The 8311-nt window shown below is 51.5% G+C and carries 7 protein-coding genes; all 7 read left to right on the top strand.

Annotated elements, in window-relative coordinates; genetic code table 11:
• Positions 1 to 97: 97 nt before the first annotated feature.
• Positions 98 to 649 carry a hypothetical protein gene (locus tag LAO21_20945; GenBank protein ID MBZ5555188.1) on the top strand — a complete coding sequence of 184 codons (552 nt, stop codon included), beginning with the start codon at positions 98 to 100 and terminating at the stop codon, positions 647 to 649.
• Between the two features lie 144 nt (positions 650 to 793).
• Positions 794 to 1942, top strand: a complete 1149-nt coding sequence (gene rmuC, locus LAO21_20950; protein MBZ5555189.1) for a DNA recombination protein RmuC — start codon at positions 794 to 796, stop codon at positions 1940 to 1942.
• Between the two features lie 111 nt (positions 1943 to 2053).
• Positions 2054 to 3802 (top strand): AAA family ATPase, encoded by a 1749-nt coding sequence (locus LAO21_20955; GenBank protein ID MBZ5555190.1) that lies wholly within the window; start codon positions 2054 to 2056, stop codon positions 3800 to 3802.
• 3 nt (positions 3803 to 3805) lie between these two features.
• Positions 3806 to 4879: a 5-methylcytosine-specific restriction endonuclease system specificity protein McrC gene (gene mcrC / locus LAO21_20960; GenBank protein MBZ5555191.1), complete on the top strand. Its 1074-nt coding sequence runs from the start codon at positions 3806 to 3808 to the stop codon at positions 4877 to 4879.
• Between the two features lie 126 nt (positions 4880 to 5005).
• The gene (locus LAO21_20965) at positions 5006 to 5773 is read left to right on the top strand and encodes a hypothetical protein (GenBank protein ID MBZ5555192.1); all 768 of its coding nucleotides are present in this window, start codon (positions 5006 to 5008) and stop codon (positions 5771 to 5773) included.
• A gap of 145 nt (positions 5774 to 5918) precedes the next feature.
• Positions 5919 to 6872: a PD-(D/E)XK nuclease family protein gene (locus LAO21_20970; GenBank protein ID MBZ5555193.1), complete on the top strand. Its 954-nt coding sequence runs from the start codon at positions 5919 to 5921 to the stop codon at positions 6870 to 6872.
• Positions 6873 to 6959: 87 nt separating this feature from the next.
• Positions 6960 to 7550: a hypothetical protein gene (locus tag LAO21_20975; protein MBZ5555194.1), complete on the top strand. Its 591-nt coding sequence runs from the start codon at positions 6960 to 6962 to the stop codon at positions 7548 to 7550.
• Positions 7551 to 8311 lie beyond the last annotated feature (761 nt).

The following is an 8311-nucleotide window of genomic DNA, read 5'->3' on the forward strand; positions in this document are numbered from 1 at the left end:
AAAGCCGATGCAAAATCGATCGGGTACCAGATCTTGACACGCCTTGTGCGAGCCCAGCACGCTCGAATCAGCCAACCCCTGAAAGCGGAGATCCTTTATGACGGAAGCCCTTTTGGTCGCAGGTGTCGTCCTGTGTTTAGCAATTCTGGCCATTCTCTTCATCCTTCTCAAGCGGAACCCGGAGCAACTTTTTTCGGCATTGCAACTCCGCTTAGATTCCCTGGAAAAGAGTCAAGAGAGAATTGAACGTTCGGTGCGCGATGACAATGCAAAGAATCGGGAGGAAGCTGCTTCAAATGCCCGACAAACTCGCGAGGAAATGACAAACGCCATCGTCTCCTTTGGAAATTCATTGCAGAAGCAAATGACCGGTATGGCAGACCTCCAAAACAACCAGTTCAGCAGTTTCACCAAGCAGCTCTCCCTCTCGACCCAAACCAATGAACAGAAACTGCACCAGATGCGAGAAACCATCGAACAGCGCCTAGAAGCAATTCAAAAAGAAAACACGCAACAACTTTCCCTCGTTCGCGAGGATTTGACGGCCAGCGGGAACGCGCTGCGTGAGGAAGTAAACAATGCGATTGTCACCTTTGGCGATTCGCTGCAAAGACAAATCACAGGCATGGCGGAGCTGCAAAGCCATTAGTTCGACAGTTTCACAAAACAACTGTCTGTCCTGACTCAGGCCAATGAACAGACACTCGACAAAGTCCGAGAGACGGTCGAGCAGCGGTTGGTAGCCATTCAGGAACAGAGTACCGGTCAGCTTTCGCTCGTTCGCGAAGACTCCATGTCGAGCGCGAAAGCCCTTCGGGAGGAAGTGATCGTTTCAGTTAAGACCTTTGGCGACTCAATTGTCAGCACGATTTCTGAGCTAATCACTACCCAAACAAGCCAGTTTGATTCATTGGGAGTTCAGTTCGGCAAGTTGACGGAGGCTAATGAAAACCGGCTTGAGGCGGTACGGGTCACGGTGGACGGAAAGCTGAAACAAATCCAGGAGGACAACACCCGGCAGCTTGAACTGATGCGGACCACAGTGGACGAGAAGTTGCACAGCACGCTCGAGAAACGCCTGGGTGAGTCGTTCAAACAGGTTTCAGATCGACTGGAGCAGGTCCATAAGGGTCTGGGGGAAATGCAAACGCTGGCCACCGGGGTCGGCGATCTGAAGAGGGTTTTGACCAACGTGAAGACGCGAGGCGAGTGGGGAGAGTTTCAGCTAGGAGTCCTGCTCGAGGAGATGCTGTCACCTGACCAGTTTGAGAAAAACGTGAAAACCAAGGAGGGGAGCAATGAAATAGTGGAGTTTGCCATCAAGCTTCCCGGACGTGGAGATGATGGTGGAACTGTGGTGTGGCTTCCGATCGACGCCAAGTTCCCAACGGAGGCATATCACCGTCTGCTGGATGCCCAGGAAAAGGCTGATCCTGAAGCAATTGAGGAAGCCGCCAAGACTCTAACGGCGGGGATCAGGACTTGTGCCAAGGATATCCATGACAAGCATCTCAACCCGCCGGTGACCACCGATTTCGGAATCATGTTCTTGCCGAGCGAGAGTCTGTATGCCGAGGTTGTGCGAAGACCTGGTCTGATTGAAAGCATTCAACATGAATTCCGCGTAAACATCTCCGGTCCCTCCACCTTTGCCGCCTTGTTGAATAGCCTCCAGATGGGTTTTCGCACTCTTGCGATTCAGAAGCGATCGAGCGAAGTGTGGCAGCTTCTGGGCGCCGTCAAATCGGAATTCACGAAGTTCGGCGACATCTTGGACGGTGTGAAGAAGAAGCTGGATCAGGCCTCGACCACGATGGATCTGGCCGCCAGAAAATCCCGGACGATTTCCCGCAAGCTCAGGGATGTCCAGGAACTACCATCGGCGGAGTCGGATCTCATGCTGGTGGGAGCAGAGGAGGAAGCGGCGGTGGAGGAAGTGTGAGGGGCATAAATTCAGGATGCCATATCTAAGTGTGATTGATAAGTGTCTAGCGAATAATATTGGGGGCTGCCGCAGACAATTCTTGAGAGAATTTCGATTCAGGAGGATGCAATGGCAAGGTTGACGAGTGAGAAGGTTCTCCCTATATACGCTGCCAGCGAAATGTGGCGAAAGAAATGTTTGATCGGGGATGGTTCAGTATTTACGCAAGGAAGAATCTGGACGATGGACTCCCTTGCTGAACTCAATCAGTGCGTTGTAAAGAATCCCCAGCATGATGCGCGTACGTTCTATGAGAAACTCGAGGGGCAACTCGAAAATGCCTCCGAAGAAGCCAAAAAGCTGGCGTCCGAGATGTTGTGGTTAATGTTCCTCTTCCCTTCTAATATCAACGCCAAAACGAAACGGGAAGGCATTGCACGAGTGTGGTCCCTGACGGGTGCTTCGCTCGACAATAATCACGAATTCCTCTTGCAGCCTCTTGAAAAGGGCATCGGTAGCTGTGGGCAAGCTTACAATAACCTTCGTCCAGCAGAATTGGGCTACTTCATTGGCTCCATGCAGGCTTGGAAAGAGCTAGTTGCTGAAAGATGGAATGAATTACTTGGAGACCCTTGGAAATTCGGAAACTGGCTGGATTCATTGGAGGGCAGCAACAAACGGCAACTTCGGCATATCCTCTTGTACCTGCTTTTCCCAGACACCTACGAGCGAATTTCCTCGGGGGCTGAGAAACGCGAAATAATAGATACCTTCCAAGGAGATTTAGCAATTCCTGGAGACGCTGAGGAGCCAACCGCCTCAGACTCGAACTGGGTAAGAAGAGATAGACAATTATTCCGGATTAGGAAAATCTACTCAGAGTCACATCCTTCTCAGGAGTTAGACTTCTACCATAGTCCACTCAGAGACGCGTGGGGTAAGAACAAAAAGGTCACTCCGAAACCCCCAAAGGAAGGTGTCGCAACGCACGACCCATCATCACCTTATAAAACCGAAGATGCAATTGCTGGATTATTTATCGACAAAGAAGCCTTTGAAGATATTTTGGTCCTATTTCGCACCAAGAAAAACATTCTATTGCAGGGTCCTCCCGGGGTCGGCAAGACCTTTATCGCAAAGCGGCTGGCCTTTGCTCTAATTGGCACAGAAAGCGAGACTCAAGTTTCGATGGTGCAGTTTCACCAATCATATTCGTATGAAGACTTCATTCAAGGATATCGTCCGGATGCGAACACCGGCGGATTCAAGTTGAAGAACGGAGTCTTCTTTGACTTTTGCCGGCGCGCGCGGGAGGACAGGGAGCGAGACTATGTCCTCATTGTCGACGAGATCAACCGGGGGAATCTGAGCAAGATATTCGGCGAAGCAATGATGTTGATCGAGCCCGACAAGCGGAGCGAGAAGTGGGCAATTTCGCTGGCCTATTCTGACGACAGGTTTTATGTTCCAGAGAACATGTATCTACTCGGCATGATGAACACAGCTGATCGCTCACTGGCAATGGTTGATTATGCGCTTCGACGCCGTTTTGGGTTTGTAGATCTCATCCCCGCCTTCAAACGGAGTGAATTCCGAGAGTTCCTAAAGGGACGGGGGGTGGAGGATGAATTGATTGAGCTTATCATATCCAAAATGAGCCGATTGAATAAAGAAATCGAGGAAGATAAAGACTTGGGGGCAGGCTTCTGCATCGGCCACAGTTTTTTTTGCCCGCCAGAAGGGAACGGTAAAGCGGATAGTGTTTGGTATAAACAAGTCATCATTAACGAGATTTCCCCTTTGATAAACGAGTACTGGTTTGACAAATCAAGAAAAGAGAAACAAGAAATAATTAATCGATTGTTGGATGGGATTTGAGTCATGCCAATTCCTATTCAAAACATCTATTTCCTTCTTTGCTATGCCTGGGACAAGCTGGACGAGGCTCAACTGGTTGATGTTTCAGGTGTTGACAGCACAGAGTTAGCGGATTTGTTCGCTACCGTTCTGCTAACTGGGACAAAGCGGCTCTTCAGGGAGGGTATGGATCGCGGATATCGACCATTTTCTGAGGACACCTCCTCACCTCGAGGCCGTATTGACTTCAGCGTGTCACTGAAGCGTTGTTTGTTCCAGCAAGCGAAAGCTTGTTGCCGTTTTGATGATCTCAATCACAATGTCCTTCACAATAGAATTCTGAAGTCGACGATCGGGCGCTTGAAAAAAACCGAGAACCTCGATGGAACTCTTGCTTCACAGTTGGCCCAACTGCATCGTCGGTTCAACGATGTCGAAGAAATTGAACTGACCCCACAAACATTCCGACAAGTACAGCTCCATCGAAACAATGCTTTCTACGTGTTCCTCATGGATGTATGTGAACTTGTGAGCACGTCTTTGCTCCCTGATGAGACATCTGGTTCCTACCGATTTCGCAATTTTCTCCGAGATGAAGGGAAGATGAATAGGCTATTTGAAAGGTTCGTGTCCAATTTCTACCACCGCGAGCAAGAAGAATTTGGGGTCAAAAGGGACATCATCCTGTGGGATGCAAAATCGGTCGACAAGGGCTCTTTCAATTTTCTGCCCCAGATGGAGACAGATATTTCACTGCGATCCAAACAGCGCACCATAATTATCGATACGAAATACTACGAATCCACTCTCCAGAGGTCCCAATTTGGGAAAGAAAGTGTTCATTCTGAAAACCTATATCAAATTTTTTCTTATTTAAAGAATCTGGAAGTAAGGCCAGGCCCAGACAGCAACGCGGAAGGCCTGCTTTTATACCCAACGACGTCTAAAAGCGTTGATTTGCAATATGAAATCCAGGGCCATACTTTGCGGGTTTGCACTCTGAATCTCGACCAAGAATGGCGGAACATAAGGCAGGAACTGTTCGGGTTCCTTAAGCCACATGAGACAGCTACCCTTGAGGCTATTCCCAGGGTATGACAACGACCGGTGTTTCGCTGCTCAATGCGAGTGGAAGGCCCATTGGGGGAGTCTGAATGTTTGCGTATCTGCACAGTATCGCGGGTGGCCTTTGAGTTTGAGCAAATAAGATAAAAGGAGATCCAAATGAAAAACGATAGGGGAGAGGTCTTGGAAGGAGCACCGCTTCGGTATGCTCCTGAAAATGAACTGGGGGTCGTGTTCTTATTCGCCCATCTGGCAAAGCGTTGGCGCCTTAGGGTTGATGAAATCCATCCTGGTTTTCCTGACTGCATCGCATACCAGAAGACTAACGGTAAAGAGAAACGGGTCCGGATTGAATTTGAATACAAATCCCGGAACTTCAAGACTCAGAGACATCCAGCCAAGAAATGCGATTGCATCGTATGTTGGGAACATAATTGGCCTGAAGCCCCAAAACACTTGCAGGTGATCGAATTGCGGAAGGCATTCGGGCTTGGCTTTAATGTCTGGATTGTGCCGGTAGACAGTCATTTTAAGGAAGACCTAGAAAGGCAACCCACTTGGGGTTCTTGGAGCGTTCCGAGTCAGGCGCACAAAGACGACTTGATTCTTTTCTACTTGACTCGTCCCGACATGTACATCAAGTACATTGGCAGACTTCTCGGAGATGCTAGAAAGGTTCAAGCACATTACAAAGACGGGAAGGATTATCAAGCGCCCATCCGGAGGGTGTGCATACTCAGCGACCAAATATACTTGGAGGATCTACGCAAGCACAAAAGGCTCAGGACGGCGGGATTTGTTCGTGGCCAGATGCAGGGCCGTCCGAATGCGACGGCGCATTGGAAGGACTTATTCGATATGATGGTCAGTCGCAACTCTGCGCAGCGTCGAGTGCTGGCGCGGTATGCTCCGGAGAAATTGAGCTAGTCAGTTAATTCAGTGTAATCTTTCGAATTTCTGAACCTTGTCAACGGATTGTGGGTGCCTAAAGCCATTTACTATTCCACATGACGCCGTTGAGGCGCACTGCCCAGTGAAGGGCCATCCGGCAGATGGAACATGGAATATTCTGATGAACTCTGGAACCAGTGAAGTTTCGTTGACGATTTCGGGTGTCTCAGAGCGAGACGTCGATCTCCTCCTCCTTGAAGAATTTATAGCCTCCCCTGGTTTCGTCCGCTGGTTCATGAAGCGGCTCGCCTTGAAGGACGGTGTGAACCACAAGGTTATTTCTGCCCACCGCTCTGTCACGCAGTCGATCGGGGAGTCAGACATCGAGGTTGTTCTTTCAAATTCGGAGGGGCATACACACTATCTGCTGATCGAGAACAAGATCGGAGCCTCGCTTCAGCCGCGGCAAGCCGATCGATACCACGAACGCGCTCGCACGTACCAGGAGCAGGGTCGCTGCAAGGGTTTCACGACCGTACTGGTGGCACCCAAAAATTACTTCGGCAGTGGCCCGCGACGCACTAAGGGCTTTGATGCCGCGATAAGCTACGAAGAGATCGCCGCGTGGTTTGCAGCCCAGAAGTCCCTGGGGCGGCGGTTGAGGTATAAACAATATCTTCTCGAGTCTGCCATCAAGAAGGCTGTTCATGGGTACCAACCTGTCGAAGATGCACCGGTCAGCGGGTTCTGGCATTCCTATTGGCTCCTGTCGCTGCGCGAGGCGCCGGAGCTTGAGATGCTGGAGCCTCGGGGGAAACCTTCCAGTGCAGGCTTCATCTACTTTCGGCCGGGAGTCCTACGTCGAGGAGTGTGTATCGTGCATAAACTCCCCCGTGGACACCTTGATCTGCAGTTCGCTGGTAAGGCAGGAAGGTTAGCATCACTGCGGTCCAAGCTGGGCGCGTCGATGCTTCCCGGAATGACGATTGAGCGCGCGGCCAAGTCGGCTGTGATTCGCCAGAAGGTACCAGTCTTCAACACGGCGCGAGATTTTCAGAGGCAAGAAGCGGACGTTGTGTATTGTCTCAGGTTGGCGCGGGATCTCTTGCGCTGGTATCTGAAACTTCAGAAATGATTGATTCGGCACAGTCAGCCATCATCTGAAATTCGAGCTCACTTCCCCAGGTCCAATCTGAGTTGGCACACACAGAGGAGAGCGCTGGTGAATCTCGGTCGACTTCGGCCAGTCCGTCGCACAGGTCAAGAACCCTTTCACGCCAACGGCGAGGCTTCGCCTTTCAACCTTCTGGATTTTTGGGCTTGGTCAGGTTCGGATTTGGTTGAGAATACGACGCGAGGGTTGGTGGCGGAGTATATCGTTGCCCGGGCGCTGGGGGTCGATACAGGGGGTGTACGTGAGGGCTGGGCTCCGTTCGATTTGACGACGCCGGAGGGGGTGAGGGTGGAAGTGAAGTCGGCTGCGCACCTGCAAAGTTGGTACCAAAAGAAGCCTTCGGTTATCAGCTTCAGCATAAAGAAGAGTACCGCGTGGAATCCGGACACAAACCAGTTCGAAGGTGATCAGCGCCGACAGGCCGACGTCTATGTTTTTGCGCTGTTGGCCCACCAAGACAAGGCGACGCTGGACCCGCTCAATCTGGATCAGTGGGAATTCTATGTGCTTGCGACGCAGGCTATCGAAGAGCATCGGGCCGACAAGCAGTCGATTTCGCTGGCAGCGCTTCGGAGATTAGGGGCTGGGCCTCATAGTTACCAGAACCTGCGCCGAGTAGTTGCGGAGGCAGGTTTGTGAGGAAAAGTAAAAGAGACAGGCTGCGACATTCGAGCATTTGCCGACGTATTTTCATGCGAATATCAGACTGGGCGACGGGATAAACGGGCGGGAGGGTGTGAAGCGCGGTCTATTTAGCACCGACACATCGGGGCTTGGGCAAACGGCAGGCGCCCCGTTAACGGGTCGCCCGGAGACCTCAACCCCGATAAATCGGGGTGAGAAAACTTAGGGGGCGTTTTTCCCCCGCCGGTAAACCAGCGGGCTGTACGCATTCAAGTCCCCCGAGGGGGACTGTGATCGTGTGGAGTGGCAGTGGCAATTGGCTGATGGAAGTCCGGGGCGGAGAGAAAGGCGATCGGGCATTGTCAACGTTATTGAGAATGATGACTGCCATGATCACTCCGTGGTGGGTGAAGGCAAAGGAAAGCGCCAAATGGGATGCTCTTAACCCCGATTCATCGGGGCTTGGGCATACGGCGGGCGCACCGTTAACGGGTCGCCCGGAGACCTCAACCCCGATGAATCGGGGTGAGAAAACCTGGGGGGCGTTTTTTCCCCCGCCGGTAAACCAGCGGGCTGTACGCATTCAAGTCCCCCGAGGGGGACTGTGATCGTGCGCAACGCAAGAATTATTTTCGGGACAGTCCCAATACTGTTCATTTAACGATTTTAATCGTGATGGAGCGCTTCTTATAGGACTTGCCCGCTGCGACTCCGTGGCGGCTGTGGTATCGGCACAACAGGCGCTTGACGCCGCGAGGATTGGATCGTCCGCGGCT

The sequence above is a fragment of the Terriglobia bacterium genome (assembly GCA_020073085.1).
GTDB lineage: Bacteria > Acidobacteriota > Terriglobia > JAIQFV01 > JAIQFV01 > JAIQFV01.